18 protein-coding genes are annotated in these 25,632 nt (G+C 65.4%); 2 read left to right on the top strand and 16 right to left on the bottom strand.

Annotation, left to right across the window (positions count from 1 at the left end; genetic code table 11):
• The first annotated feature begins 15 nt into the window (after window positions 1–15).
• Together FF090_RS18800 and FF090_RS18795 are read left to right on the top strand one after the other, a co-directional pair.
• Window positions 16–1,707, top strand: a complete 1,692-nt coding sequence (locus FF090_RS18800; RefSeq protein ID WP_138858199.1) for an AMP-binding protein — start codon at window positions 16–18, stop codon at window positions 1,705–1,707.
• 117 nt (window positions 1,708–1,824) lie between these two features.
• Entirely contained in the window at window positions 1,825–2,247 is a 423-nt protein-coding gene (locus FF090_RS18795) for a YkvA family protein (protein ID WP_138858198.1), read from the top strand.
• On the opposite strand, the gene FF090_RS18790 is transcribed toward FF090_RS18795, so the two are convergent.
• The 16 genes from FF090_RS18790 to FF090_RS18710 form a co-directional block, all read right to left on the bottom strand.
• A complete protein-coding gene (locus FF090_RS18790; protein WP_138858197.1) occupies window positions 2,215–3,411 on the bottom strand; it encodes a GGDEF domain-containing protein in 1,197 nt (398 codons plus the stop codon). The two genes, FF090_RS18795 and FF090_RS18790, sit on opposite strands and share 33 nt — an antisense overlap.
• Window positions 3,412–5,406 carry a GGDEF domain-containing protein gene (locus tag FF090_RS18785; protein ID WP_138858196.1) on the bottom strand — a complete coding sequence of 665 codons (1,995 nt, stop codon included), beginning with the start codon at window positions 5,404–5,406 and terminating at the stop codon, window positions 3,412–3,414.
• Window positions 5,403–7,424, bottom strand: coding sequence for a GGDEF domain-containing protein (locus FF090_RS18780; RefSeq protein WP_175423733.1), 2,022 nt, complete (start codon window positions 7,422–7,424; stop codon window positions 5,403–5,405). The genes FF090_RS18785 and FF090_RS18780 overlap by 4 nt, the downstream gene beginning before the upstream one ends.
• A 129-nt stretch (window positions 7,425–7,553) precedes the next feature.
• On the bottom strand, window positions 7,554–8,447 hold the full coding sequence (locus FF090_RS18775) for an alpha/beta fold hydrolase (RefSeq protein ID WP_138858194.1): 894 nt from the start codon (window positions 8,445–8,447) through the stop codon (window positions 7,554–7,556).
• Window positions 8,444–9,235 (bottom strand): esterase/lipase family protein, encoded by a 792-nt coding sequence (locus FF090_RS18770; RefSeq protein ID WP_217503003.1) that lies wholly within the window; start codon window positions 9,233–9,235, stop codon window positions 8,444–8,446. Before FF090_RS18770 ends, FF090_RS18775 begins: the two co-directional genes overlap by 4 nt.
• Before the next feature lie 24 nt (window positions 9,236–9,259).
• Entirely contained in the window at window positions 9,260–10,726 is a 1,467-nt protein-coding gene (locus FF090_RS18765) for a wax ester/triacylglycerol synthase family O-acyltransferase (protein ID WP_138858193.1), read from the bottom strand.
• A 313-nt stretch (window positions 10,727–11,039) separates the two neighbouring features.
• Window positions 11,040–11,225: a hypothetical protein gene (locus FF090_RS18760; protein ID WP_138858192.1), complete on the bottom strand. Its 186-nt coding sequence runs from the start codon at window positions 11,223–11,225 to the stop codon at window positions 11,040–11,042.
• Between the two features lie 269 nt (window positions 11,226–11,494).
• Window positions 11,495–13,162: an ABC transporter ATP-binding protein gene (locus FF090_RS18755; RefSeq protein WP_138858191.1), complete on the bottom strand. Its 1,668-nt coding sequence runs from the start codon at window positions 13,160–13,162 to the stop codon at window positions 11,495–11,497.
• A gap of 12 nt (window positions 13,163–13,174) precedes the next feature.
• On the bottom strand, window positions 13,175–14,209 hold the full coding sequence (locus FF090_RS18750) for an ABC transporter permease (protein WP_138858190.1): 1,035 nt from the start codon (window positions 14,207–14,209) through the stop codon (window positions 13,175–13,177).
• A gap of 11 nt (window positions 14,210–14,220) precedes the next feature.
• Window positions 14,221–15,159 carry an ABC transporter permease gene (locus FF090_RS18745; protein ID WP_138858189.1) on the bottom strand — a complete coding sequence of 313 codons (939 nt, stop codon included), beginning with the start codon at window positions 15,157–15,159 and terminating at the stop codon, window positions 14,221–14,223.
• Window positions 15,160–15,378: 219 nt separating this feature from the next.
• Entirely contained in the window at window positions 15,379–15,816 is a 438-nt protein-coding gene (locus FF090_RS18740) for a hypothetical protein (RefSeq protein WP_138858188.1), read from the bottom strand.
• Window positions 15,817–15,876: 60 nt separating this feature from the next.
• Complete coding sequence (locus FF090_RS18735) at window positions 15,877–17,466, bottom strand: hypothetical protein (RefSeq protein WP_138858187.1); 1,590 nt, start codon at window positions 17,464–17,466, stop codon at window positions 15,877–15,879.
• A 1-nt stretch (window position 17,467) separates the two neighbouring features.
• Window positions 17,468–18,169, bottom strand: coding sequence for a hypothetical protein (locus FF090_RS18730; RefSeq protein WP_138858186.1), 702 nt, complete (start codon window positions 18,167–18,169; stop codon window positions 17,468–17,470).
• 835 nt (window positions 18,170–19,004) lie between these two features.
• Window positions 19,005–20,441: an HlyD family type I secretion periplasmic adaptor subunit gene (locus FF090_RS18720; protein ID WP_138858184.1), complete on the bottom strand. Its 1,437-nt coding sequence runs from the start codon at window positions 20,439–20,441 to the stop codon at window positions 19,005–19,007.
• 616 nt (window positions 20,442–21,057) lie between these two features.
• Window positions 21,058–23,259 carry a type I secretion system permease/ATPase gene (locus tag FF090_RS18715; RefSeq protein ID WP_138858183.1) on the bottom strand — a complete coding sequence of 734 codons (2,202 nt, stop codon included), beginning with the start codon at window positions 23,257–23,259 and terminating at the stop codon, window positions 21,058–21,060.
• Between the two features lie 279 nt (window positions 23,260–23,538).
• Window positions 23,539–25,593, bottom strand: a complete 2,055-nt coding sequence (locus FF090_RS18710) for a putative bifunctional diguanylate cyclase/phosphodiesterase (RefSeq protein WP_138858182.1) — start codon at window positions 25,591–25,593, stop codon at window positions 23,539–23,541.
• Window positions 25,594–25,632 lie beyond the last annotated feature (39 nt).

The raw sequence follows: 25,632 nt of genomic DNA, 5'->3' as shown, positions 1-25,632 counted from the left end.
ACACATTCATCCATCATGAGCACGACCATCGCCCCTGAACGCCTGGCCCTGCAATGCCTTTATTACTGGGAATCGGCCCACCCCAACAAGGTCGTGCTGACCCAGCCCATGGGCAATGGCGTGGTCAAGGAATTCACCTGGGGCCAGATCGCCAACGAGACGCGCCGCATGGCGGCCTGGATCAAGGCCCAGGGCTGGCCGGCCGGTAGCAAGGTCGCCATCCTGTCCAAAAACTGCGCCTGGTGGCTGATGAACGATCTGGCCATCTGGATGGCCGGCCATGTCTCGGTGCCGCTCTACCCGACCCTGGCGGCCGGCACCATCACCCAGATCCTGGAGCACAGCGAGGCCAAGATGTGCTTCGTTGGCAAGCTGGACGGTTGGGAAGGCATGAAGCCCGGCATCCCGGCTGGCATGCCCTGCGTCAGCTACGCGCTCAGCCCCGATGACGCCAAGGCGGCCTATCAGAGCTGGGACGAGATCGTGGCCGACACCGCCCCGATGGAGGGCCAGACCGTGCGCGGCGCCGACGAACTGGCCACGCTGATCTACACCTCGGGCACCACCGGCGCACCCAAGGGCGTGATGCACACCTTTGGCAACTTTGCCTGGGCGCTGCAGGCCGGTCTGGGTCGCATCCCCATGGGCGATGACGACCGCATGCTGTCCTACCTGCCGCTGGCCCATGTGGTGGAGCGTTGCCTGGTTGAGCATGGCTGGCTGGTGACCGGCATGCATGTGTTCTTTGCCGAGTCGCTCGAGACCTTCACCCAGGATCTGCAGCGCGCCCGTCCGACCGTGTTCTTCTCGGTGCCGCGCCTGTGGGTCAAGTTCCAGCAGGGCATCCAGGCCAAGATGCCGCCGGCCAAGCTGGACAAGCTGCTCAAGATTCCGCTCCTGAACTTGGTGGTGAAGAAAAAGATCCGCAAGGCCCTGGGCCTGGATGCCTGCCGTTTCGCGGCCGGTGGCGCGGCGCCGATGCCGCCCGATCTGCTCAAGTGGTATCGCAAGCTCGGCCTGCCCATCAATGAGGGCTATGGCATGACCGAGAACCTGGCGGTCAGCCACATCACCATCAATGGCCAGGACATGACCGGCACCGTGGGCCCGGCCTACGACGGCGTGCAGGTGCGCATCGACAAGAAGACCGGCGAGTTGCAGATGAAGAGCCCGGCGGTGATGAAGGGCTACTACAAGGAGCCCGAGCTGACCCGCGAGGCCTTCACCGAGGACGGTTGGCTCAAGACCGGCGACAAGGCCGCGCACGACGACCGCAAGTGCCTGAAGATCACCGGTCGCGTCAAGGACCTGTTCAAGACCAGCAAGGGCAAGTATGTGGCGCCCGCGCCGATCGAGGACAAGATCGTGATGCACAACGCCGTCGAGGCCTGTGCCGTGGTGGGCGCCAATATGGGTCAGCCCCTGGGTTTGGGCATGCTCGGCCCTGAGGCCGTGAAGAAGCTGGACGACCCGGCCGAGAAGGAGGCCCTCAAGGCCTCGCTGGTCGAGCATCTGAAGAGCATCAATGCCAAGCTTGATCCGCACGAGCAGATGGACTGCCTGGTGCTGTTCAAGCAGCCCTGGACGGTGGACAACGGCCTGATCACGCCGACCTTCAAGATCAAGCGCAACGAGATCGACAAGGCCTTTGGCGAGCAATACGAGAGTTGGGCCGACAGCCGCCAGAAAGTGATTCTGGTGGAGTGATGACCCACCCCCGGAGCGGCTGCGCCGCCTCCCCCTCTAGGGGGCACCGCCTGCGGCCCGGCAAAGCCGGTTCCGCGGCGGTCGCTTGATCCCAGAGGCGGTGTCGGAGGGGCCGTGATGCGCTGGCGCGGCCTCAAGGCCTGGGCGGCGCGGCTTTCGGATGAGGTGTTGGTGATGGGGCACGCGGTGCGTGACCCTGAGATGCCGCGCGGTTTGCGGTGGTTGGCGCTGGCGCTGCTGGCCTATGCGCTCAGTCCCATCGACCTGATCCCGGACTTCATTCCGGTGCTGGGCTGGCTGGATGATCTCCTGATCCTGCCGCTGGGCTTCGCCTACATCCGTCGCCGTCTGCCGCCCGCCGTGCTGGCGCGTGCCAGTGAACGGGCGCGCACCCAGGACTGGCCGGCGCTGCGGCGCCTGCAGGGCCTGCGCCGCGCGCTCATATGGGGGATTCTGATTGTTGGACTCAGCCTCTTGCTGGGCCTGGCCTTCTTGGGCGGGCTGGCGCTATGGCTGTGGCGCCAGTTCAATCCAATCTGAGGCCCGGGCGCCGTCCTTGCCGCCGCGCTTGGCCTCATACATGGCGCAGTCGGCCGCTTCGTAGACGGCATCGGCTTTGGCCTTGGTCCGGCTGGGCAGGGTGACGATCCCGATCGAGGCGGTGAGTGTGACGCTACCGCCCTGGGCCAGGGGCAGGGGATGGCGGTGCAGTTGGCGCCGCAACTGGGCTGCTACCTGCAGCGCGCCGGCCGAGTCCGTGCTGGGCAGCACCACGCCAAACTCCTCGCCCCCCATGCGGGCCAGCTTGTCGGTGGTGCGCAGGCGTTGCCGAAACAGCTGGGCCACATGGATCAGGGCTGCGTCACCGACCGCATGCCCGTGTTGATCGTTCAGACGCTTGAAGTCGTCGAGGTCGATCAGCATGAAGGACAGGCTGGCGCCGCCGCGTCGCAGCCGCGACAGCTCGTTGTGCATGATCTGGTCCAGGCGCCGGCGGTTGCGACAACCCGTCAGCGCATCGCGGGTGGCCTGTATGTGCAGCTGTTGCTGGGCGCGCTCCTGGGCCGCCAGCACATAGCCAAAGCAGACCGCCAGGATGGCCAGCATCAACACCAGCATGGACAGGCCATGGCCAGGCGGCGCAAACAGGCGTTGGCCCAGGTCGGTGTACTCGGCCGGATGGCGCCAGGCATCCTGGGCGCGCCACAGCAGGACAGCCAGCAGGGTCCACAGGGCGGCGGTGACCGAGCGCAGTGCGGCGCTGACGGGCCAGCCGCGACGTGCCATCGTCCAGGCCAGGGGCGCCATAAAGGCCGCGGCCGCCAGGTTGCTGGCCGTGATGGCCTGCGCCAGCGGCAGGGCCTGGGCCATCAGCATCACGGTGCAGTAGCCCGCAAAAGCCCAGCCGACCTGCCGAGGGCGAATCTTGACCTCGATGAGTCGCAAGGCCGCGCCCACCATCGCCAGCAGGCCCACGCCGAGGGCCAGATTGCTGGTCAGCAACACCGCCCATTCAGGCAACTGGGCGCGCACCGCGAACAGTGCTGCCGAGACCATCAGCGCAGCGCAGACACCCAGCCAGCTCTGGGCTTCACGGCGTGGTAGGGTGCGCCAGCCGGCCAAGGTGACTTGCGCCACCATCAGCGCAAAGCCGCCCACCATGGCCAGGGTCAGCGTTGGCACATGGATGTCGGGCGCTTGCATTCAGGACAGCGCGATGGGTCCGATGACCTGTGCCAGCTTGATGCGGGCGGCGGCCGCCGCACCTTCGAAGTCGGACTCGATGCGCACCAGGCTCTCGTCGTCCTCGGCCTGGGCTTCGACGATGCCGACCCCGCGATTGCGGCCCCGGTGCTTGGCAGCGTAGAGCGCCAGATCGGCCCAGTTGATGGCGCGTTCCCAGGGCAGGGTCAGGCCGCTGGGCGGCAGCGGGAAGCAGCCAAAACCAATCGAGATGGTGACCCGCAGGGACTCGCCGCTTTCCAGCGCCACGGGTTTCTCACCCACGGCCAGCAGCAGCCGATCCACCAGCACCTGCACATGGCTGGTGCGCAGCGATGGCGCCAGGATCAGGAACTCCTCGCCGCCCCAGCGCACCAGCAGATCGCCCTCGCGCAGCGTGGCCTGCAGGCGCTTGGCCACGGCCTGGATGACCAGATCGCCCGCGCCGTGGCCGTGGCTGTCGTTGATGCGCTTGAAGTGATCGATGTCGATCATCAAGAGGCCGCCGGCCAGCGGCTCGTCGCCCCGCGCCGCCATGGCCGATTGGAAATGGCGGCGGTTCGCCAACTGGGTCAGCGGATCCCGTTCACTCAGCACCTGCAGCAGGGCCTGGTTGGCGCGCAGACGCCGATGGGCCTGGCGCATCCGGGCCAGGGCCAGCACCGCAATTACCGCGCACAGCCCGAGCAGCACGGCGCCGATCAGCGTGACCTTGCGGACCGCCTCCTGGTTGCTCAGGGTTTGTTGGTTGAGTTCGTGTTCGCGGCGCCGCAACTCCAGATTGGCCTTCTGGGCATCGGCGTCGTATTTGGCGCGCAGATCGGCCATCACGGCCTCGCGCGCACGCTGCTGATCCTCAAGCGTCAACCGGCGTTCGGCGTGGTAGAGCGCCAAGGCTTCCTTGGCCTGCCCGACCTTGGCCCAGGCCGCACCCAACTCGCGCAACTCCTCGCCCCGCGAGGCGCTGTCGTCTCCGCCCACCGGCAGCTTGTCGATCAAGGCCAGTTGCTGACGCGCGCCGTCAAACTGGCGCAGCAGTACCAAGGCCACGGCCAGGTTGTGACGTGCGTTGCGCAGCGCGCGCGGTTCACCAAAGCGTTGCAGCACGGGCAAGGCGGCCTCGGCATGCTGCTTCGCCTGTTCGGGCTTGTGGGTGTGCAGGTAGTAATCGGCCAGATTGCCGAGCAGCAGGGCCTCGAGCCGGGGCGAATCGGCGCTGCGTGCCAGTGTCAATGCCTCGGTGTAGGCCGCCAGCTGTGCGTCGCGGTCGCCGCGGCGGGTGGCGAGCATGGCTTCGTAGCTCTTGATGCGCGCCAGCATGCGCGGCGAGTCGGCCGCGAGCTTGAGTGCGTTGGCGAGGGCCTGGCGCGATAGCTCCTGCTGGTCCAGCAGATCGTGGATGTCGGCCAGATCGGCCAGATCATGCGCGGCAATCTCGTTGTCCTGGCCGGCGCGCGCGAGCGACAGCGCCTGCTCCATCAGGGTACGGGCGCTGCCCATTTGGCTACGGCGCAACTGCACCCTTGCCTGCAAGCGCAGGGCCTCGCGCACCAGGCGGAAATCGCAGTCCAGCTTGCCCTCGCGCGGGCCTGGCCACGCCTTGCAGTTGGCCGCCAGATCGTGCTGGACGGCCTCGGCCAGGCGCAGCGCCTCGCTGTCGCGCCCCTGACGTTCATGGACCAGGGCCAGGACCAATGAGGCCATCGGGGTGTTGAGCCCTCGCGCCCATTGCGCAGCAGCCTCCAGATCGCCTGTCTGCACTCGCAGGCGTGCCTCCAAATAATCCAGCCAGTCCCCCTGGGCCGGGGCGGTCTCGGCCCGCATCGCGCGCAGTTCGGCATCGGCCTTGGCCGGATGGTCGTAGCCGAGCAGCAGCAGCTGCACGGCGCGCTGATCCTTGGCCAGATCCAGCACTTGGGCCTGCACGCCCAGCCCCAAGCTCAGACTCAGGGACAAACCGGCAAGCAATCGCTTCATGCCGCGGCCCCTTCCTGCAGGCCGGGACCGGGCAAGACCTGCAGCTGCAGGTCGCCGCGCTCGCGGGCCGGGCCGAGCTCGCCCAGTTGGGCGAGCACGGCGTCGAGGTCGGTCCCATTGGCGCGCATCAGACCCCAGGCCTGGTTGCGACCGTGGCCCTTGGCCTGGTACATCAGGGTGTCGACGATGTCCACGGCGCGCTCCCAGTCCGGCGCCACATTGCCGCCCGGCAACGGGAAGCTGGCAAAACCCAGCGAGCCGCTGATGCGCACGCTTTGGTCTTGTGGCAGGGCGATGGGTTCGCAGCTGAGCTCGCGCAACATGCGCAGGGCCAGGGCTTGCGTCAGCGCCGGTTCTCGGGTGCTCACCAGCATCAGAAATTCCTCGCCGCCCCAGCGCACCACCAGATCCTGCTCGCGCACGGCGGCCCGCAGGCGCTGCGCCACGGCCACCAGCACCGCATCGCCGCCAGCGTGCCCATACTCGTCGTTCAGGCGTTTGAAGTGGTCAATGTCCAGCAGGAACAGGGTGGCCTGCAGCCCGCCTTCCTGTAAATGGCGCTTGACCTCGCGTTGGAAGTGTCGGCGGTTGGACAGGCCGGTGAGCGGATCGCGCTCGCTGCGCACCGCCAGCTCCGCGTTCGAGCGGGCCAGTTCGACATTGGTGTGACGCATGCGCCGAAAGATCATCACCAGCAGCACCACAGCCGCCAGGCCACTGGCCAACAGCAAGGCCCATTGCGTCAGCTGCAGATTGCGCGCCTTGATCTGACCGCTTTGCAGCACGGTCTCTTGGCTCAGCAACTGGGTCTCGCGTTGGCGCCGGTCGGCGTCGAACTGCTCCTGGGCCTCCAGCACGCGCTTGCGCTGATCGGCGCGCGACAGGGTGTCGGCGATGCGCCGGTGTTCTTCGAAGGCCTCAAAGGCGCCGGCAAAGTCGCCGGCCTGCTCCAGGTAGCGCCCCAACTCATTCCACCCCTCGGAGACCGAGGTCGTGGCGCCTTGCTGGCGCTCCATGGTGATGGCCTTGAGCACATCGGCCTTGCCTTCGGCCACGCGCTTGAGCGCGATCTTGGCTACACCCATGTTGTGCAGGGCCAGAGCCTGACTCCCTGCGTCTTTGAGTTCAATCGCCAGCGGCAGGGCTTCTTCAGAAATGCTGAGAGCGCGTGCGTACTCACCACCGCGCAAATAGCTGTCGGCCAGATTGCCCATCAGCACGGACTGCGTCCCGCGGTCAGAGGCCTTGCGTGCATACACCAGCGCCTGCTCGTAGGCGAGGCGGGCTTCGGCCTGGTCGCTGCCTTCGCTGGCGATCATGCCCTTGATGTTGAAGGCATTGCCCAACAGGTCATGATCCTCAGGCTCGCGCTGGGCCATTCGCAGGCCCTCGTCGGCCGCCTCGCGCGCCTTGTCCAATTGGCCGGCGCGCAAATAGGTCAAGGCCAGGCTGCTCAGCGCATAGGACTGGCGCCAGGCTTGATTGAGTTGCTCCGCCAACCGCGCCGTTTCCAGGCGCAGCAACAGGGCCTCGTCGATGTTCCCGGTTTGCTCCAGCACCGAAGCACGCAGGCCACGCTCGCGGTAACGCCACTTCAGTGGCAGGTCGGTCAGCAGTTCGGGCTTGACCGACTGAAGCTCTTGTTGCGCCAACTGCAGGTGTCCGCTGGCCATATGGAAGCGGGTCCAGCTGATGGCGGAAGCCAGCTCGCCTTGAAGGCGCTGCGCGGCATCGCTGGATTGGCGCCAAGGGCCGAAGTCGCGGTCCAGGGCCTCCAGTTCGGCGCGCTGCTTGTTGCCGGCGTAATGGCCGGCGAGCAGGAAGATCAGATCGAACTGCTCTTCGCTGCGCGGTAGTGCGCGCCCGCGCAGTTTGGCCACCAGGCCGGGCAGCTGCGCGCCAGCGCTGGACGGCATGCGTTCGAGCGCGGTGATTTCCGGGCGCAGCGCCTCCTGTCCTTGGACACCATGGACCAGCAGCGCCAGGCAGAGGGCGGCAAGTGGGCGAAGGGAACGCATCAAGGGGCGCTGCATAAGGAAGGTACATCCTAGGCGGGTCCTAGGGGCTTTCCCCTCCGGGCTTGCCCAGGATTTCACGCTTTTTGAGCGCCCCGGGTCCGGGCTGCGCCCAGCCCGCCCCCGCTGGGTTCAAGTCATTTCGGGGCGACCTGTCGATGACTTGTGCGCGCGCTCCACGGCCGCCACAAATTGGGGCCAAAGCGCCTGCGGCAGGTCGTGACCGAGCGTGGGCAACTCGGTGTACTGCGCCTGCGGCAGCGCGCGCGCCAGGGCCCGGCCGTGGGCCACCGGAAGCAGGGGGTCGGCCGTGCCGTGCAGCACCTGGATGGGGCGCTGCAAGCTGCCCAGCCAGCGACGGCGGTCGCCATCGGCGGCCATGGCGATCATCTGGCGCGCTGTGGCCTGCGGACGGTAGGCGCGTGCCAGATTGGCTGCCACCCGTGCCTGCAACTCGTCCTCGGGCACCGGATGGGCGGGGCTGCCGATGGCGCGGTAGAGCTGAACGAAGTGCGCGTCCATCTGCTCGCGTCCAGGCCGCTTGAGCAGCAGGCGCAGTATTTGGGCCTTGGGCGGCGGCAGCCAGCGCCCGCCCGGGCTGCTCATCCACAGATTCAGGCCCTTGATGCGTTGCGGATGGCGCGCCGCCAGGTGCTGGGCCACCATGCCGCCCATCGAGATGCCCACCACCTGCGCGGCGGGAATCTGCAGTGCTGCCAGCAAGCCGGCGGCGTCGTCGGCCAGGTCGGCCAGGCGGTATGGCGCGTGCAAGGGCAGCCCAAAGCACTGCCGCCAGAAGGCTCGGGTGAGCTGCGGTGGACCCAGATGGTCCTGCGGACTGCTCAGGCCGATGTCGCGGTGGTCGTAGCGGATCACGCGATAGCCGCGCTGAACCAGTTGTTGAACCAGGCCCTCGGGCCAGCTGGTGAGCTGCAGGCCCAGGCCCATGATCATCAACAGCGGTTCGCCCTCCGCGGGGCCGTCGATCTCGACCTCCAGGTCCAGCGCGCCGACGCGGACCTTCATCGCGGGTAGAACCAGCGCTTGGCGCCACGCGGGTCAAAAGGCCGCCAGTTCATCGGCGGTTGGGCCAGACGATCCGCCACGGCATAAAGGGCCAGCGGGTTCAGGCCCAGGCCCAGATGGCTGGCGTGCACCTCGATGTTCTCAACCTGGGGGGCCGGTTCGTTGACGCTGCAGCGCCAGCTCACCACGCCGTCGCTGCGCGAGTAGATCGAGGTGGTGGGCACCGGGGGGGCCTGGCGCAGGCCGGCCAAGGTGGCCTCATCGTGGCTGTCGTGGCCGCTGACGAACTCGAAGAACTTCCAGGCGTGGGTGGCGCGCGGATGGCCGGTGAAGGGCGTGCCCAGGGTGATCACATTGCGCACCCACTGCGGGTGGCGCTTGGCCAGTTCACGGGCGTAGATGCCGCCCAGACTCCAGCCCAGCAGACTGAGCTTGCGGCCGTCGGCCTGGAAGATGCGTTCCAGATCGGCCTCGGCTTGCTCCAACACGCCGGGCCGCGGCCCGAAGTTGAAGCCCTGGGCCCAGGGGTGGGTTTGGTAGCCCAGGCTGTCGAGCCAGCGGCGCAGCGGCGCCGTGGAGAGATCATTGGCGCCCAGGCCGGGAAACACCATCACCGGGTGCCCATCGCCCCGCGGCCAATGCTTAAGCCAGGGGCTGGCGGCCATCAGGGCCGCGAACTCCCAGGGCGCACGCCCTTCCAGCAGCAGCAGCAACGGGTGGGGCGGTTCGTGTTCGGGTTGGGCGTCCGCCTTGGGGCGGCGGCGCGGCAGGGGCAGGCGCTTGAGCATGCTGCGGATTGTTGCAACTTCCTTTCAGGACTCCGCCGCCATCTCGACGAACTGCTCGGCCGCCGCGCTCATCAGGGCGGCCAGGCGGTCGATATCCGGCAGGGCCTCGCCGCAGGCGATCAGCCCCACTTCCAGATGCTTCTCATAGGTCTGCACCGTGATGTTGAGGGCGATGCCATGCACCACGATGGAGGCCGGCGCATTGCTCAGCATGTGGGCGCCGGCCAGGTAGAGCGGCACCGGGGGACCCGGCACATTGCTGATCACCAGGTTCACCAGCGGGGGCACCTTCTCGGCCACGCCGCCCCAGGCGCGCGCGGCCAGGGGCAGCAGCCAGGGCAGACCGATGGAGGGGAAGTCCAGCGGCATCAGACTCTTGAGCCCGCCCAGGCCCGCCTTCATGCTGTGGCTGGCGGCCTGGATGTGCTTGAAGCGCTTCAGCGGGTCGGCCAGATGGCTGCCCAAGCTCAGGCTGGTCATGGTGACCTGGTTGTTCGCTCGCGTGTCGCCGGCCTCGCGCATGGACACCGGCACGGCGGCGATCAGCGGCTTGCGCGGCAGCTCGCCCTCGGCCTTCAGGTAGTCGCGCAGTGCCGTGCTGCACAACCACAGCACGGCGTCGTTCAGGCTGGCACCCAGGGCCTTGCGGGCGGCCTGCAGTGGCATCAGAGGCAGGCTCAGGGCGGCAAAGCTGCGCGTGGCGGACACGGACACATTGAAGCGCGTGCGCGGCGCCAGGTTCAGCATGCCGTGGCGGCGTGGGGTGGGCCCGCCCTTGCTTTTACCCGTCCATCGGGCCCACACGCCCTTGGCGGTCTGGCCCAGCCAGTCACTGGCAGCGCCGCCGGCCAGGCCGCTCAGCACCCCGGCCTTGGCCGGCAGGCTGCGCGCCAGGTCCAGCCATTGGCGCGCCTGCAGGCCCAAGGCGGTGCGCAGCGGGTCGGCCTCGCCGTGGCCTGAGTTCTTCTTGCGTGAGGGCAGCGCCGGCAGTTCGCGCGGCTCGGGCGTCAGGTCCAGCAGCACTTGAGCCAGAGCCACGGCAGCCTGACCGTCCACGGCGGCGTGATGCAGCTGGGTGTAGAGGGCCACGCGTTTGCGCCCATTGGCGGCCGGGGCCAGGCCCTCGAAGACATGGAACTTCCACAGGGGCCGGTCGCGCGGCAGCAGCTCGGTGTGCAGGCGCGCCACCTCGTCCTGGAGTTCAGGCAGCCCAGCCCCATCGGGCAGCACTTGTGCCACCACGTGTTGGCGCAGGTCCGGCTCAGCACCCTGCCAAACCGGATTGCTGAAGTTCAGCGGCAGCTCGGCCAGTTGGCGGCGCAGGGCCGGCGCATGGGGCAGCCGGCTCTTGAGGTGCCTGCGCAGGGTGTTGACCCACTGGCCGCGGAAGCCCGCCGGCAGTTCAAACAGATGCAGGGCGCCGACATGCATCGGCATCTCAGGCGTCTCTAGATGCAGAAACAGGGCATCGAGGCCGGGCAGTTGGCGCATCGGAACTCCGGGCGTGGGGTTCCGCGCATCATAGGCAGGGTGACCCTAGAAACGGCAGTTGACCGCTTGCCTCCGCATGCCAGCCCGCAGCCCTGCAGCGAAACTTGCTCACGACAGCCGTCACCAATTGGGTGAGAGCGCTACACGGCCGATTGCACCGCGCTGCGACACGCTGGCGGCGTTGCTTGTCCTTGCGGGCGCGAGCCCGCCGCGTCCGCGCGCCCGCCGCGTCCGCGCGCCCGCCGCGTCCGCGCGCCTTGCCAGCCCGCCGCATCACGGCGCACTCAACCGTGTCCAGCTGCCGTTTCTAGGGTCACTTGCACTCAAAGCCCTTGCGGGTCACTTCCTTGACGTTGCCGGCGCCGCAAGTCTTGTGTGCCTGTTCGCTCATCTGCGCCAGGCTGTCGGCGTCGTGCTTCACGACGTCGTTGGGCAGCACGATGCAGGCGCTGGACAGCAGGGTCAGGGCGGCGGCGAGGGCGAGGCGGAGTGCGTTCATGTTGAGGGCCTTCAGGTTGAAAGGCCGCGACTCTAGGCAGCCCGCAGGCCCGCCAAGCCCTCAAAGCGACGAACTGCGGCCCAGTTGGATCGAACTGTCGAGGGCGCAGCCCGAAATCAGGCAGCCGCCGCGGAACCGGCTTTGCCGGGCCGCTGGCGGCGCCAAGGGAAGAGCCCTTGGCCATCGTCAGGCAGCGACAGTCCTCAGGACTGTCGCTGTCCGGGCTCAGCCCCCCTGGGGGGGGAGGCGGCGTAGCCGCTTCGGGGGGGCTATGCCTGATACCCGCGCGGCACCGCACCCAGGAGCTTGCGCGTGTAGTCCATGCGCGGGTTGGCCATCAGCTCTTGCACCGGGGCCTGTTCCACCACATCGCCGTTCTGCATCACCAGCACCTCGTCGCTGATGAACTTCACGACGGCCAGGTCGTGGCTGATGAAGATGTAGGAGAGGCCCAACTCGTCCTGCAGGTCCTTGAGCAGGTTCAGCACCTGGGCCTGCACCGACACATCGAGCGCCGAGACGGCCTCGTCCAGCACCAGGATTTCGGGGTTCAGCGTCAGGCAGCGCGCGATGGCGATGCGCTGGCGTTGGCCACCCGAGAACTCGTGCGGGTACTTTTGCAGCGCCTCCACCGGCATGCCGACCTTGGTGATCAGCGCGGTGGCACGGGCCAGACGATCGGCGTGGTTGGCACCAATGCCGTGGATCTCCATCGGCTCCAGCAGAGTTTGCTGGATGGTGAAGCGTGGGTTCAGGCTGGCATAGGGGTTTTGGAACACCACCTGGATGCGGCGGCGCATCTTTTGCCAGTCCGGACCGGTCATCTTCAGGAGGTCCTGCCCCTCGAACAGCACCTCGCCGCCGGTGGGCTCGTGCAAGCGCAGCAGGGTCAGGCCCATGGTGGTCTTGCCCGAACCGGACTCGCCCACTACGCCCAGGGTATGGCCCTTTCGCAGCTCGAAATCCACGCCCTTGACGGCCTTGAATTCCTTCTTGCCGAACAGGCCTTCTTTGAACCAGAAGCTCTTCCTCAGGCCCTTGGCGCGCAGCACCACCGGGGCGTTGGGGTCCTTGGCCTTGCCCTGGCCCTGCGCGGCCTTGCCGGCGATGTGGTCGTCGATGACCATCAGACGGGCCGGGTTCTCTTCAAGCGAGGGCCGGCAGGCCAGCAGGGCCTTGGTGTAGCCGTCCTGTGGGCTGGCGAAGATGGCCGCCACGGGTGCCTTTTCGCGCACCTCGCCATGGCGCATCACCACCACATGGTCGCTGATCTCACCCACCACGCCGAGATCGTGGCTGATGAACAGCATGCTCATCTTGTGCTTGTCCTTGAGCTTGCCCATCAGCTCCATCACCTGGCGCTGGATGGTCACATCGAGCGCCGTCGTGGGCTCGTCGGCAATCAGCAGCTTGGGCTCGCAGGCCAGCGCCATGGCGATCATCACGCGCTGCTGCTGGCCGCCGCTCAGTTCATGCGGGTAGGCCTTCATGCGGCGCTTGGGCTCGGGGATGCCGACCTCGGCCAGCAGTTCCTCGGCCCGCGTCCAGGCCGCGCGCGCACCCATCTTCAGGTGCTGCATCAGCGGCTCGCAGAGCTGCTGGCCGATGGTGAACACCGGGTTCAGCGAGCTCATCGGGTCCTGGAACACGCAGGCGATGTCCTTGCCGCGGATCGCGCGCAGTTCGCGCGGCGCGGCCTGCAGCAGGTCGCGGCCCTGGAACAGGATGCGACCCGAACGCTCGGCGTTCTCGGGCAGCAGGTTCAGGATGGACATGGCCGTGACCGACTTGCCCGAGCCCGACTCGCCCACCAGGGCCACGGTGCTGTTTTCAGGCACATCAAAGCTGATGCCCTTGACGGCCAGCTGGCGCTGCATCTGCCCGCCGCTCTTGCCCATGCGGAAGGCGACCTTCAGGTCTTGAATGCTCAACAACATGATTCGACCCTCTTATTCCAGACCGCGGAGCTTCGGGTCAAGTGCGTCGCGCAAGGCATCGGTAAAGAGCGCAAACGCCGTCACAAACACCGCCATGAAGGCGGTCACCGCCGCCAGCTGCCACCAGTAACCCAGGATCAGCTCGCTCTGGGCTTCCGACAACATGGTGCCCCAGCTGACCTGGTCGACCGAGACGCCCAGGCCCAGATAGCTCAGGATCACCTCGCTCTTGATGAAGCTCACCACATGCAGCGAGAGCTGCACCAGGGCCACGTGCGAGACGTTCGGCAGGATGTGCTTGAACATGCGCGAGGAGGTCGACGCGCCGATGGCCTCGGCCGCCCGCACGTACTCACGCTGACGGTGTTTCATGAACTCGGCCCGCACCAGGCGGTAGATGCCGGTCCAGCCCGTCAGGCCCAGGATCATCACCACCGACAGCACGCCGCGGCCGAAGATCACCGCGAAGGCGAAGATCAGGAGGATGGACGGGATGGCGGTGAAGACGTTGTAGACCCACTCCAGCAGATCGCCCACCTTGCCGCCGAAGAAGCCGCTTAGCGCGCCCAGCAGGGTGCCGATGACCGTGGCCACCAGGGCAGCCAGCAGGCCCACCACGATCGACACCTCGGCGCCCTTGATGACCTTCTGCAGGATGTCGCGGCCCAGGCGGTCGCCGCCCAGCAGCAGGGTTTCGGCTTTCACCGTCTCAACGGTCTTGTACTTCTTGGCCGCCTCTTCCCATTCCTTGTACTTGGGCGCCAGCGGGTCGATGTCCGAGATGTCCACATTCGGCCCGGTGGGCACGGCAATCGCGCCGGTGGCCTCGGGCGGCATGGGGCCGACGATGTGCGGCGGCGCGTTGGGCACGCCCACTTCGGCCTGCCAATCCTCGGCTACCACGCCCACCAGGGTCAGGCCCACCAGCAGCATGAAGGCCGCCACGATGCCCATGCAGACCATGCCCACGCGGTCAGCGCACAGGCGCTTCCAGGCCGCCGCCCACACACCCTGCGACTTGGCGGCAGGGGCTTGATTCGAAGTCATGACAGCGGCGCTCATTTCAGGACAACTCGCGGGTCAACCAGCTTGTACAAAACGTCGGTAATCAGGTTCACCACCATGGTGATGACCGACAGATAGATCGCGAAGGCCTGGATCACCGGGTAGTCCGACCGGTTCACGGCCAGCAGGATCTCGCGGCCCAGACCCGGGATCGAGAAGAACACCTCCAGCAGGAAGCTGCCCACAAACACACCGGGCAGGGCCACGGAGATGTTGGTCATGATCGGGATCATGGCGTTGCGCAGCACATGCTTGAACAGGATGGTCTTCTCGCCCAGGCCCTTGGCGCGCGCGGTGCGCACATAGTCGTGGCCGATCTCATCCAGGAAGAAGCTGCGGTACAGCCGCGTGTAGGGCGACAGCGCCACCAGAACCGCCACCAGCACCGGCAGCGGGGCATAGGTGGTCAGGTTGGTCCACAGCGAGTCGCTCCAGCCCTGCACCGGGAACCAGCCCAGGCGGAAGGCGAACACATACTGGCCGACGATCACATAGACCAGCAGCGAGATCGACACCGCCACGGTGGTCAGCACCATCACGGTGCGGTCGGTCAGGCTGCCGCGCACATAGGCCACCGCCATCGCAAACGGAATGGCCAGCAGCACTTCCAGGATCAGGATGGGCAGCATCACCGTCAGCGACGCCGGCATGCGGCTCATGAACAGCGAACTCACCGCCTCATTGGTGGCCCAGCTCTTGCCCCAGTCGAAGGTGACGATCTGCTTGATGAAGATCCACAGCTGTTCCCACACCGGACGGTTCAGGCCCAGCTGCTCGCGGATCGACTCAATCTGCGCCTGCGTGGCGGAGAGGCCACCGAGGATTTCGGCCGGATCACCGCCGAACCACTTGAACAGGAAGAACACCAGCAAAACCACGCCCAGCAGCGTGGGGATCATTTGCCAGATCCGGCGGATCAGATAAGCCGTCATGGGGCGGCTCCTTCTCGAAAACAGCTAAGCCAACAAAACGAACCCCGCCGGTGGCGGGGTGATGCTTGACCCACCTTGGGTGGGGCAAAACTCCCCCGCCGAAAGGCGGGGTGGGTTGAGGGCAGGCCCGGACGGCCAGCCGGCGCGCAGTCTAGGCGAGAACCCTAGGTGGGGAGGATGGGGAAAGCCTGGGTGCTGGAAAGCATGGTCTTGCCCTGGTTAGGGCGTGGTGTGGGGCTGGGCCGCTTTGGTGGCCTTCTGCAACTCGGCGTCAGGCTGGCAACCGCGGACGCGCTCTTGACGGTCGATCACCAATTCCCAGTCCCTTTGCATCGAAGTCTCTCGGCGCGCCGCCAACGCATATCGGGTGCAGGGTTCAACCCGGAAGGCCACGTTCTGCTCCCGCACCACCCCCGCACGCCCCCCGGCGGCCGAGGCCAAGCGCAATACGCGTATGCCAGGCTCTACCTGAATATCGATGAGCCCCATCTCGAACTGCGACCTGCCGTCGACTTCAAGAATTCGCACCGGCGAGAGTTGCGCGTCGGCGCGGGTTTCGGGAATGCCAGACAGCAAGGATTGCGGTGCGGTAGCCAAGCAGCCTGTCAGCGCGCTGCTGATGCCGAGCGCGAAGACGGTGAAAGTGACTCTACTCATGGATGAAATCTCCAATGCAGACCAAAGGGCGGTGAGCGAAGCAGTGGCGGGGCTTGCCTCTCAGAGCGGGACGCTGAGCGGAAGCGAGTTCTCCATGCGCTCGGGAACAAAGCCCGGTGTACCGAGCTCTTCGAAGGCGCCGAATTGGCGCAGGGCAAGACCACCCGTTGCCGCCACCGCCCCGCCTGCCATGGCCTCAATCAGTGCGGCCGCGTAAGCCTCGCTGCTGAACTCGACGGGCATCCTGCGCTCCAGCGCTTCAGGCACAGACTCGGGGTGATCGTCTCGGGTGGTCTGCATGCCTGCAACAGGGGATTGCGTCGGGGAGTTCTGAGAGGACGGTGCTTTGCCGTCGGCTGAGCTGGGTGCTGCCAGTTCCGGCGTGGCCTGGGCTTCGGCGTCATTGCCTGGAAGTGGCCTGGCGCGCAAATAGTTCGGCTTTGACGATTCGAAGACGATGAACTGAATCAAGTCCTCGATGAACTTGGCCATTTCTTCTTCGGCGCTGCGTGTAATGCCAGCGCGTGGATTCCCCAGAATCAAATTGCCATAGGTCGCATCCATGGAACCTCGATTGAACACACTGGTGAACCCAAGTTTGGTCAACGCGGTTGATGGCGTCATGATGCCCAATTCGATGTTGTGAATTCGGCTGTATTGGGCCAGGAAGGCATTGAGTTGGAGTGTCGTCAACTCGGATGGCACCGGTGTCGAAATACCACCAAGAATTTGCCCGGCGACAGCGCTGCCGCCAGAGCCTGATGCGAGCTGCCCAGCAACTTGGCTCAGCTGAGTCAGGTTGGAAACGTCTGGAGCGGTAAGGGGGCCATCGGGTAGTTGCATCGGGCCGTTGTAAATCTCCACGCCATCCCGAATGATGATGACGGTTTTGGTGCCGCCAAACATGGGTGCAAGTGGGGCACCAGCGCTTGACGGTGAACTGAAGGAGCCATAGGCCAGAAAACCACCGGTACTAACGGAGATAGACGTGATGCCTGGGCCGCGCGGCGGCTGTCGGCCGAAGAGATTGTCAATAAATAGAGGATTGGAGGCGGCCCTGGCGCGGATGATGTCGTTCAGATAATTGAGTGCAGAATCTAGATGGAGTGGGTTCGCCTGTCGATGATCCGCTATGTACTGAACCAGTTTATCAAACGCACCCTCAAGTGAGGCATCCCCGCGATTGACGACTTCCATGAGCGAGGAATAAAAGGTGGTGTAATTGGACTCCTCTGCCGTGTAGGCCGCACCCTGGAAAAAGCCCTTATTGAGTATCTGGTAGGCAAGGGCCGCCGCCTCGTTTACATGATGGTTGCGGATGACTTGGGTGGCATCCGATGTGTTGAGTGAGCTATTCCAATTGTCCCGTATGACTTGCGCGGTGTGGTGATGGCCATATTCGTGAGAAAATAAACTCTGAAGCGCTGAGGCAAAGGAGCTGTGAGCGCCATATGCTGCTATCGAAATAGGGCTGATTCTAATGATCCCTGTTTCTGAGTTGTAGTCTGTTGCGGTAGGGTGCCACTCGATTTGCCCGCGGATGCTTTGAAATGCCGCAAGCAGCGCTCTATTTCCGCTAGCCGTGAGAACTGCTTCAAGTGCGGAAAGTAAGGAAGGGGTGTCTGACGGGTTGGTGATGACTTGGCTCAATTTAATGCATCCATCTGGTGTGGGAAATCTCAATGCTCTTTGCGCACTGGGGGCGCATTGCAACGCCATTGTTGGTTCGTTCTGTGATTTCTATGCGATACAGGGTGCTCCCCTCGGTGGTTTGATATCGCGTCCCCCTTGGGAGTGCGCTCAAGATTTCCAAGTGACTGGGTGGCGTAATTCCCGGAGGGTAGTGCGGTATATAGTCGCGATGGGGCAAATCTTCTGCGGCGCCTGGTACGAGCGCGCTCCGGATTTGTGACGAGGAGAAGCATTTGGTTTCATTCAAAACCAAGATAATGTTGAGATGTTCAACAGGAAATGAAAAGTCGACCAAAGGTGCGTCGCCAGCCGTCCTGTTAGGGTTCTTTCGAATGAAGTTGATGACGGGGGAGTAGATGGATCGCGCCACGGCAGTGAATGCAGAGCCCTGCTGCTGCCGGCATTCGTAGAATGAATGTGCAAACTGTTCACAGTTCGCCGTGCCGCCGTGGATTCCGGAGTTGAGCTGAATTACCTGATCGGCGCGTAATTTCCGATCAAAATAAGAAAGAGCATCCCTCAGTTCGTCGACCTGTGATAACGAAGCCATTGGCAGCGTGGACTCAGTGCTGGCCATGACTGGGGCAATGGCGATCAAGTGCACACTAACTAACAGTCCGGAGAGTTTGCGCCCTTGGGGTGGGCGGGTAGGAGTGTTCATATAACGGCTTTCGCTATTTGTGTTGAAGGTCCGTTGTGCTGATGAATTGATGGCTGGCAACTCATGAGTTCCTGTGCTTTACTATTTGATGCTCCCTTGTGGCTTCTTTGTGCGGACTTGCACAGGATTCTGTAAATATTCAATCGCGCACCCAAATTCATCTCTGGGCTGAGTGGTTGGACTTCAATTTCCATATTTTGTTCTGTGAGCATATTAAGGGAGATGGTAGGTGAGGCCGCAGGAGTTTTGGGTAGCGTCGACTGTTCGACTTTCGAATAGTATGGCTGTGTGTGAATCGGGTCCTTGGCCTCCATGGCGCGTTATTGTTAGTGTGTCTCTTGGGTCTTGGTGGCCATAGGGGTGGGAATGTGTGGGACGGCCCGCGCGGCCATAGGCTCGAATCCAATCAACCAGTGGAGTCGAGCATGTCGTGTTGTGGAAAAGAAGCCCTCCAGAGACGACTTTTTCCGGATAAAGACTGTTGCGCGCCCGTGCCGAGAGATTGAATGAAACAAGAGTTTCGTTGAGATTGTCGATCGCGCTGGCGGTACATCGAATTTCGTGTGGGGATTGATGGCACCTTACTGTGCCATTTAGCGGAGGTGATGATGGAATTTCTTGGCCAATCACGAGAGTCTTCTGATTTGCAAGAATCCACCCTGTGGTTTCATTTGCAGTGGCTGCTTGCCAGTCAGGATTGTTGCTAGTTTTTTGATTTACGTCACAGCGCGCAGGCGACATAAGCAAGGCACCGAAGGCACTGATGCCGGCGATGAAGTAGTTTTTGAGTTTCATGAACGTCCTACTTGAGGGCTGCAATGTGTGATGTTGACAATCAACGTTCGCGCGCGGCGTCGTGGGTACGGGTCTGCACTGGATTCAGCAAATACTCGATGACCCTGCGTTTGCCCGTCTTCACCTCGGCTGCCAAATTCATCCCTGGGCTCAGGGCGATGCGCAGGCCCTCGACCTCCAGCGCGGTCTTGTCCAACCTGAGCGTGGCCATGAAGAGCGCGCCGCGCTTCTCGTCGTGCACTGCATCGGCACTGATGCGCGTGACCGTGGCCGGCACCGTGCCGTAGCGGGTGAAGGGGAAGGTTTCGAGCTTGACCTCGGCCGTTTGACCCACGCGCACAAAGCCGATGTCCTTGTTCTCGAGCGTCACCTCGGCGGTCACTTCGGCGTCTTGCGGAACAAGCACCAGCAGCGGCTGCGCCGGGGTGACGACGCCGCCGGCGGTGTGCACGGCCAGTTGTTGCACCACGCCGGCCACAGGCGCCCGTAGCTGAGTGAGCTGCTGGCGCAGCTGGGCCTTGCTGCCTTCTTCGCTGAGCTGGCCGATCTTCAAGAGCCCGGCGGCCTGGCGTTCGTGCAGGGTCTTGAGCAGCTCGGCGCGGTAGGCCTGGGCATTGCTGTGCGCCTCGCGCACGCTGGCCTGGGCTTCGAGCTGGCGGGCGCGGGCGGTGGCGAGGTCGCGTTCCAGTTCGATGCGCTCGCGCTGGCGGTCTTGGGTGGCGTGGCCGCCAATGAAGCCTTGGGTGGAGAGTGACTGGTAGTCTCGCTCGCGCTCGCGGGCCAGCGGCAGGGTGGTGCTGAGCTTGGCCACCACCTGTTCGGCGGTGGCCAGCTCGGCCTGGCGGCGCTGGGCCTCGGCCTGCAGCTTGCCGAGCTTGGCTTGGACGTCGGCCCACTCGGACTGCAGTTGGTGCTGCGCGCTGGCCCGGGCCTCGGCCTTGAGCTCAGGGCTCTTGAGCTGCGGTTGGCCGCCCTGGTTCAGGGCCTGCAGTAGGGCCTGGCTGCGCAGGGCCTCGCTGCGGGCGGCGTCCAGCTCTTGGGCCACGCGGCTGGCATCGGCCCCTTGGGCGGTGGCGTCCAGTTCGATCAGCAGCTGGCCGGCCTGCCCCACGTCGCCTTCCTTCACATGGATGGCCTTGACCACACTGGTTTCCAGCGGCTGCAGTGTCTTGCTGCGCTGGCTCACTACCACCTGGCCCTGGGCCACGGCGACGATGTCGAGCTGGCCGACGAGGGCCCAGACCAGGGCGATCAGAAAGAGCGCGCAGATCGTCAGCATGGCGCGGCGCGGGGCCGGATGCGGCGGGGTTTCCTGCAGGGCCAGGGCGGCGGGCAGGAAGGCTTGTTCGTCGGCCAAGCGCTTGGGGCCGGCGAGTTCGTGGCGCTGGGCCCAGGCGGCTTGGAAGATGGCTGCGTATTTGCGCAGGAGGTCCAGGGCCGGGTGGGCTGGGGGGATGGGGTTCACTTGCGTTTTCATTTCAGTTCGTATTGCGGGAGAGCCCGTGGGGTCTTCAACCCCACACCCCGACCCCTTTCTCTTTGCGTCGCCAAAGAGAAAGGGGGAAAGAGAAAGGCGACCCCCGATGCCGGCGCCGCTCGCCTGCGGCGAGCGGTTCCCTGCGGTGCTCGGATTGCAGACCCCGGCGCGGAACGCACTCCGTTCGCTGCGCTCACTGCGTTTGGACGGCCGCGCCGAGTCAGTTCACGTGGCGCGCCGCGCGCGCGGGTCTGCACTCCTGTGCTCCTCGGCTTGGCATAGGGAGCCCCAAAACAGTCGAACAGCCCGGACTTCAATCAGCCGCTCCGTTTCGCGGGGTCCCCTATGCGCTGCCGAGAAGCACAGCGAGTCAGAGCGCGCGCGCAGCGCGCATCCCCAACTGACTCGGCGCGGCCGTTCAAGCGAAGCGAGCTTGCGAGCGCAGCGCGTTCCGCGCTGGCTCTGGCTCGCGAGCATCGCAGGGGACCCCTTGGCGAAGCCAAGGGGCTGCGCATCGGGGTCGCCCTTCTTTGCCTACTTTCTTCGGCGAAGCGAAGAAAGTAGGTCGCCGGCCCGGGCGAATTCCGGGCGGGCTGGGAGAAAGACACAAGGCGCGTCATGACGAAGACCCTTCGTCCAGCCCCTGCGACTGCACCCGCCACAAATGCGCATACACCCCACCCGGCCGGGACAGCAGTTCCTCATGCGAGCCCATCTCCACAATCCGCCCGCGCTCCATCGCGATGATGCGGTTGGCCTGCCGCACCGCACTGAGCCGATGCGCAATGATGAACACCGTGCGCCCCTGGCAGATGCGGCGCATATTGCGCTGGATGATGGCCTCGCTCTCGTAGTCCAAGGCGCTGGTGGCCTCGTCAAAGATCAGGATGCGCGGGTTGGAAAACAGCGCCCGGGCAATGGCGATGCGCTGGCGCTGGCCGCCGCTCAAGGCGCTGCCCTGCTCGCCCACCACGGTGTCATAGCCCTCGGCCAGCTCGCCGATGAACTCGTGCGCTCCCGCCTGTTTGGCGGCCTCAATCACGGCCTCCAGCGGGGCGCCGGGGTCGGCAATGGCGATGTTCTCGCGCACGCTGCGGTTGAACAGCATGTTCTCCTGCAGCACCACGCCCACTTGCCGGCGCAGCTGGGCGGCGTCGATGAGCGCAATGTCCTGGCCGTCCACGCGGATGTGGCCGCTTTCTGGCACATAGAGGCGTTGGATCAGCTTGGTCAAGGTGCTCTTGCCCGAGCCCGAGCGGCCGACGATGCCGATCACCTCGCCGGGCTGCACGTCCAGGCTCACGCCCTGCAAGACCGGCGCCGCATCGGGCCGATACCGAAAGCTCACACCATCAAGCGTCACGCGGCCCTGCACACGGGGCAAGGGGCTCGCACTCTTGGCGGGCAGCTCGCTGCGCGTGTTCAGGATGTCGCCCAGCCGCGCCATCGAGATGCCGGTCTGCTGGAAGTCTGTCCACATCTGCGCAATGCGCATGATGGGCTGGGCCACCCGGCCGGCAAACATATTGAAAGCCACGAACTGGCCCACGGTGAGCTGGCCGTCCATCACTAGATGCGCACCAAACCACAGCGTGGCGGCATTGATCAGCTTGCCAATCAGATTGATGCCCTCGTGCCCGTAAGAGGCCAGGGTCGAGGTCTTGAAGCTGGCCGCCACATAGGCGGCGAGCTGGCTCTCCCAGCGCCTGGCCATCTGGGGTTCAAGCGCGCTGGCCTTCACGGTCTGGATGCCGGTGACCGTCTCCACCAAGAGCGACTGGTTCTCGGCGCCGCGCGCGAACTTCTCGTCCAGGCGCGCGCGCAGCACCGGCACGACAAGCAAACTGATGCCCACATAAAGCGGCAGCGACACGAGCACGATCAGCGTGAGCTGTGCGCTGTAGGCAAACATCACCGCAATGAAGACCACCGAGAACAGCAGGTCCAGCACCAGGGTCAGGGCGTTGCCGGTCAGGAACTGGCGGATGTTCTCCAGCTCGCGCACGCGGGCAATCGAATCGCCCACCCGGCGCGCCTGAAAGTAGGCCAGCGGCAGCGCCAACAAGTGCCGGAACAACTGTGCGCCGAGCTCCACATCGATGCGGCTGGTGGTGTGGCTGAACACATAGGTGCGCAGCAGGTTCAGCACGCTCTCGAACAGCACCACCACCACCAAGCCCACAACCAATACATCCAGGGTGCTGGTGCCCCGATGCACCAACACCTTGTCCATCACCACCTGGAAGAACAGCGGCGAGACCAGGGCGAAGAGCTGCAGGAACAGCGATACCAAGAGCGCCTCGCCAAACAGGCGGCGGTACTTCACCAGGGCCGGCACGAACCAGGAGAAATCGAACTTGCGCAACTCGCCCGCCAGGGTGGCGCGGCTGGTGGCCAAGAGCAGCAGGCCGCTCCATTGCGTAGCGAACACATCAAGCGGCTCGATGGTGGGCCTCGCCTCGCCAGCGGCGGGATCCATGAAGAGCACGCGCTGCCCATCGCACTGCGCCAGCACCACCCAGCGCCCATCGTTCAACCGTGCCAGCGCAGGCAGCGGCGTGAGCGTCAAGCGCTCCACCGTGCTGCGGCTGATCTTGGCCTTCAGCCCGAGGTGCTTGGCGGCAAGCAGCAGTTCGCTCTCACCCACCGCATCCGAAGGCGCGAGACCCAGCGCATGCGCCAAGGCCTCGGGCTCGGCGGCCACTTGCTGCAGGCGGGCCAGAACGCAGAGGGCTTGCAAGCAGGCGCTCGGCAGGGCGGTCTGGGGATCAGCAATGGATGGGGCGGCGCTCTGCGCGGCCGTGGCAATGGACAGCATCTCGACGCCGCGAGCGGTGCTGCGGCTTTCCCTGATTTCTTGTGGTCAACATCGGCAAGCTGCCGACGAAGCGGGCCGCAGTGTGCGCAAAGCACTGCCCGCGAAATCAAGGGCAAATGCTGGGTGGGTTCTGGAGCATTGACGCCAGCTGAATGGCACAAAGCCTTGTGCTGTGCTGTGCTGTGCTGTCATGGCTCGCCTCGGGTGATTTCCCGGGCTGCCCAGCGCCGAAGCCTCAAGACTGGCTAAAGATCGACCCCCCGCGAATGCGGGGGATCTTCACCCACCCCACTCCGCCAAAAACGCCTCCGGCGGCTGCGGCCGGCCCAGCAGATAGCCCTGCACCTGCTCGCAGCCCTCCTCGCGCAGGAATTCGAGCTGGGGGTCGGACTCAACGCCCTCGGCCACGGTGTGCAGGTTCAGGCTGCGGGCCAGGGCGATCACGGTGCGGATGATGGCCTCGTCGCCGCGCTGCTCGCCGATGCCCATCACGAAGCTGCGGTCGATCTTCAGCGATTGGATCGGCATCTGCTTCAGATAGGACAGCGAGGAGTAGCCGGTGCCGAAGTCGTCCAGTGCCAGGCGCACGCCCAGGGTGGCGATATTGGCCAGGGTGGCCACGGCGTTCTCGGCGTTCAGGATGATGGATTCGGTGATCTCCAGCTCCAGGCGCTCGGGTGCCAGGCCGTGGCGCGCCAGGGTGGCGGTCAGGGTCTGCAGGAAGTCGATGCGCTCCAGTTGGCGCACCGAGAGGTTGACGCTGATGTGCGGCAGCGAGAGGCCTTGGGCATCCCAGCGCACCATCTGGGCGCAGGCTTCGTCCAACACCCATTGGCCCAGTTCGGTGATCAGGCCGCAGTCCTCGGCCACCGGGATGAAGCGTGCCGGCGGCACGGTTCCTAAGCTGGGGCTGAACCAGCGCAGCAGGGCCTCGGCGCCGGCTGGGCGTTGGCCGCCCTGGGCCAGCAGCTTGACCTGGTAGTGCAGGCGCAGTTCGTCCCCGGCCAGGGCCTGGTGCAGCAGCTGCTGCAGCTGGGCGCGCTCCAGGGCGGCGTCGGTGAGGGCCCGGCGGTAGAACTGGTAGCGGTTGCGGCCCTCTTGCTTGGCCGCATACATGGCGGTGTCGGCGGCCAGGAACAGGGCCTGGCTGTCGTTGCCGTCGCCGGGGTAGAGCGCGATGCCGATGCTGCCCGAGACGCGAAGCGCCTGGCCGCCCAGGGTCACCGGCGCGCTCAGGGTGGTGAGCAGGCGCTGCGCCAGGCGCGGGGCTTCGGTGGCGGCATCGCCGCAGTCGCTGACACAGACGAACTCGTCGCCGCCGATGCGTGCCAGCAGGTCACCCCCGCGCAGTTCGGTGTTCAAGCGGGTGCTCAGGGTGCACAGCAGTTCGTCGCCGGCCGCATGGCCCAAGGTGTCGTTGATCTCTTTGAAGCGATCCAGGTCGATCACCAGCAGGGCCAGTTCCTGCTGATTGCGGGCGGCCTTGGCAGTGGCGCGGCCCAGGTGCTCGATGCAGAGCAGGCGGTTGGGCAGGCCAGTGAGCGGGTCGTGGTGGGCCAGGTGGTCCAGGCGCAGGGTGGCGGCCTCGAGTTCCTGGGTGCGCTGCTGGACCCGGGCTTCCAGATCACGATGACTCAGGCGCAGGGCATTGGCCTGGCGGTCCAGGATGCGCTGCGCGCGCCGCACGATCAGCAGTTGCAGGCCATAGAGCAGAAAGAGCGCGGTCAGCAGGTTCAGCAGCAGGTCGCGGGTCAGGCGCTTTTGGCGCTGGACCTGGGGGGTCACGTCCTGATAGACCTCGAACACGGCCCAGACCGAAGTGCCCCGCTGCACGGGCAAGTAGCTGGAGATCAGGTCCACCTCGCTGCGTTCACCCTCAAAGCTGTCGAAGCGCTCGCGGTGGGTCAGGGTGCTGAGCGGCTGCCCCGCGCGGGCGCTGACAAAGCCCGGATTGCTGGCTTTGTTTTCACCGATCTGCTTGGGATCGGTGGAAAAGACCGTCACGCCATCCAGCGCGAAGACCTTGATCTTGACCACCTGACTGCTTTGCATCAGCGCGGCGCTGCGGGCCTGCCATTGGCGCTCCAGCGCCAAGGCCTGCAGGGCGGCGGCCGTGCGTGGGGCGCCGGGCTGGATGCCGGGCTCGAACTCGGCCCAGAGTGCATTCAGATAGACCGCCGTCATGGCCTCGTTCTGGCGTTCGCTCAGGTGCAGCAACTCGGCCTCGGCGCGGCGCTGCAACAGCAGGGCCAGCGCCACACCCAGCACGGCGATCACCACCAATGAGGTGCCGGAAAAGTAGCGCAGCAGATGGAACGGGGTCTTGGGCCGCACAAAGGCACTCCCGCAAGGCGAGCGCCGACGATAGCAGGG

It is taken from the genome of Inhella inkyongensis (assembly GCF_005952805.1).
Classification (GTDB): Bacteria; Pseudomonadota; Gammaproteobacteria; order Burkholderiales; family Burkholderiaceae_C; genus Inhella; species Inhella inkyongensis.
The sequence above is the reverse complement of the archived record's forward strand: the minus strand, read 5'-3'. Positions and strand labels throughout refer to the sequence as shown.

Excerpts from the sequence above, each read along its gene's own strand:
- FF090_RS18800 (WP_138858199.1), top strand. The coding sequence starts at position 16 with ATGAGCACGACCATCGCCCCTGAACGCCTGGCCCTGCAATGCCTTTAT.
- FF090_RS18795 (WP_138858198.1), top strand. The coding sequence starts at position 1,825 with ATGCGCTGGCGCGGCCTCAAGGCCTGGGCGGCGCGGCTTTCGGATGAG.
- FF090_RS18790 (WP_138858197.1), bottom strand. The coding sequence starts at position 3,411 with ATGCAAGCGCCCGACATCCATGTGCCAACGCTGACCCTGGCCATGGTG.
- FF090_RS18785 (WP_138858196.1), bottom strand. The coding sequence starts at position 5,406 with ATGAAGCGATTGCTTGCCGGTTTGTCCCTGAGTCTGAGCTTGGGGCTG.
- FF090_RS18780 (WP_175423733.1), bottom strand. The coding sequence starts at position 7,424 with ATGCGTTCCCTTCGCCCACTTGCCGCCCTCTGCCTGGCGCTGCTGGTC.
- FF090_RS18775 (WP_138858194.1), bottom strand. The coding sequence starts at position 8,447 with ATGAAGGTCCGCGTCGGCGCGCTGGACCTGGAGGTCGAGATCGACGGC.
- FF090_RS18770 (WP_217503003.1), bottom strand. The coding sequence starts at position 9,235 with ATGCTCAAGCGCCTGCCCCTGCCGCGCCGCCGCCCCAAGGCGGACGCC.
- FF090_RS18765 (WP_138858193.1), bottom strand. The coding sequence starts at position 10,726 with ATGCGCCAACTGCCCGGCCTCGATGCCCTGTTTCTGCATCTAGAGACG.
- FF090_RS18760 (WP_138858192.1), bottom strand. The coding sequence starts at position 11,225 with ATGAACGCACTCCGCCTCGCCCTCGCCGCCGCCCTGACCCTGCTGTCC.
- FF090_RS18755 (WP_138858191.1), bottom strand. The coding sequence starts at position 13,162 with ATGTTGTTGAGCATTCAAGACCTGAAGGTCGCCTTCCGCATGGGCAAG.
- FF090_RS18750 (WP_138858190.1), bottom strand. The coding sequence starts at position 14,209 with ATGACTTCGAATCAAGCCCCTGCCGCCAAGTCGCAGGGTGTGTGGGCG.
- FF090_RS18745 (WP_138858189.1), bottom strand. The coding sequence starts at position 15,159 with ATGACGGCTTATCTGATCCGCCGGATCTGGCAAATGATCCCCACGCTG.
- FF090_RS18740 (WP_138858188.1), bottom strand. The coding sequence starts at position 15,816 with ATGAGTAGAGTCACTTTCACCGTCTTCGCGCTCGGCATCAGCAGCGCG.
- FF090_RS18730 (WP_138858186.1), bottom strand. The coding sequence starts at position 18,169 with ATGAACACTCCTACCCGCCCACCCCAAGGGCGCAAACTCTCCGGACTG.
- FF090_RS18720 (WP_138858184.1), bottom strand. The coding sequence starts at position 20,441 with ATGAAAACGCAAGTGAACCCCATCCCCCCAGCCCACCCGGCCCTGGAC.
- FF090_RS18715 (WP_138858183.1), bottom strand. The coding sequence starts at position 23,259 with ATGCTGTCCATTGCCACGGCCGCGCAGAGCGCCGCCCCATCCATTGCT.